The sequence below is a fragment of the Planctomycetota bacterium genome (assembly GCA_035384565.1).
Taxonomy (GTDB): Bacteria; Planctomycetota; PUPC01; order DSUN01; family DSUN01; genus DAOOIT01.
In genome coordinates, this window is record DAOOIT010000156.1 from 1 (window position 1) to 1,907 (window position 1,907).

Genomic DNA, 1,907 nt, shown 5'->3' on the forward strand with positions numbered 1-1,907 from the left:
AGCTGGTGACGAAGGTCGCCGTCAGCGGCGAGACCCTCCGCCAGCTTCGGGATGAGCTGGTGTAGAGGGGCATTTTCCGCATCCTCCGCGAGCCGCCAGAGGCCCCCCTGAACCGCGTGGACACCGAAGCGATGGACAGTGACGGACAATGCACGGCCAGGAGCAAGCGAACCGGCGAACGGTGCAAGCGTGCCCCCACGCCGGGCAAGCGGGTCTGTTACTACCACGGCGGCGCGTCCACCGGGCCAAAGACGAAGGAAGGCAAAGCTCGCTCGTCCCTGAACAACCTCCAGCACGGCATCTTCGCAAGGCGCATCCTCGACGCCGAGGAGCAGGAGCGGTTCGACGCGGTGGTCGAGCGGGTGCAGAAGGACTTCGCCCTCAACCGTTCGTCCGACGTGATCGCGGTCGAGGCGATGGGGCTGGCCTTCGTCCGCTACGGCCGTGCGATGAAGGAGGGGAACGCCGACGCGGCGGAGAAGCTCGACCGCATCGTCCGGGCGCATCTGAAGGACCTGAAGGCCACGAAGGTTGCCCGCGAGGGCGGAGCGCCGACGCTGAAGACCACGCCGGCCGAGTGGGCGACGCAGTTGCTGGAGGACGTCAAGGCGGCGGACAAGGCGGCCCGCAAGGGCGGGAAGCGGGCCACGCCCGGCGACCAGGAGGCGGCCGATGCCGACGGAACGCAAGAAGAACCGCAGATTTGATACGAGCCGCCCCGGAACGGCCTCGCGCAGGTCCGCGGGGTGTCTGGACTTACGCCGAGGCCCCGGCGGGCACCATCGCCGGAACGTCGCATTTCATCACAAATGCGACATTCCCCTCGCCGCCCTACAGGGCCTCCCTCTGCTGGCCCTGTGCTGGGCGGTGGACGTGGCCGCCGGCGGCACGCAGGGGAACGGCCCGGGGGATCTGCCGGCGGCAGCCGTTGCACACGTCGGCCCAGGGGCCGCCCGTCCGCGGGCGCTGGCGGCCTGGGTCGCGCGGGCGCAGAGGGTCGGCCCCTGGGCCGCCGTGGGCCGCCCCTGGGCGACGAAGGGCAGCGACGACGCGCCCACCCTCGGTGCGCTGTGCGGGCCTGTGCCCTGCGTGACCGCGGCCTCCCGGTGTTCGTGCTCGCCGGATGCCAAGCTGCCGGTGCGCGGGCAGGTTGGGCCTCGGGGCGTGGCGGGATCGCGGCCCCTGGCCGCGGTCGAGCCGGCCTTCGATGCCCTGGCCGCGCAGACGCCGGACGACGCGACGTGGGCCGCCGTGGGCCGCCCCGTGGCCGCGCGGGGCCGCGACGCTCGGCGGGACTTTGACGCCCGTGTTGAGGCTCGGAACGGGCGGTTGGGGGCCTTCGAGGCGGGATCGGCGAGTAGTCCTGGGAAAACAGGGCAAGTAGTCGCTTTTGGGGGGGATCAAGTAGTCATGAGCCGTGGTCAAGTAGTCAGATGGGCATGCATCCGAGACTACTTGCCCGGAGGCGGCCCGGCGGGCGTGGAAGGGTTTTTTTACGGAAGTTTCCATCCCCACGTTCGGCCTTTCGCCGGGCGGCCGGCCCTGCCGGGGTGTTCTTCTTCGGGCCTCGTGTCGAAGGTATGTGGGAAGGTGTCGAGGGGGCCGCTCGCGGCGGCGGGTCGCCAGGTCCGCGGGGGGGACGGACTTACGCCGTTCCTGGCGTGGGGGCGCCGGTCTGTGGCTGTGCTGTGCTTCTCCAAGGTCAGCTCTCTGTGTGGGCGCCCTATGCACTTCCAGCTCCCGCCCTTCATCCTTCCTCCGCCCGAAGAGGCACCGCCCCGGACGGTCGAGCCAGGGGCGGTGCGAGGGGAGCCGGCATCAGAGGGCTTCGAGGGCCTCCGCCACGGCTTCACTCGGCTGATGGGTGTAGCGCACGGTCGTCGCGATGTTGCGGTGCCGCAGGGCCT

Annotated in this window: 1 protein-coding gene; it reads left to right on the plus strand. The window is 70.8% G+C overall.

All coding sequences use genetic code 11. The annotated features are described in order from the left end of the window. The first annotated feature begins 131 nt into the window (after positions 1-131). Positions 132-707 carry an HGGxSTG domain-containing protein gene (locus PLE19_24045; GenBank protein ID HPD18019.1) on the plus strand — a complete coding sequence of 192 codons (576 nt, stop codon included), beginning with the start codon at positions 132-134 and terminating at the stop codon, positions 705-707. Positions 708-1,907: the final 1,200 nt, after the last annotated feature.

Bases quoted from the DNA above. Each gene is read 5' to 3' on its own strand.
- PLE19_24045 (HPD18019.1), top strand. From the start codon at position 132: ATGGACAGTGACGGACAATGCACGGCCAGGAGCAAGCGAACCGGCGAA.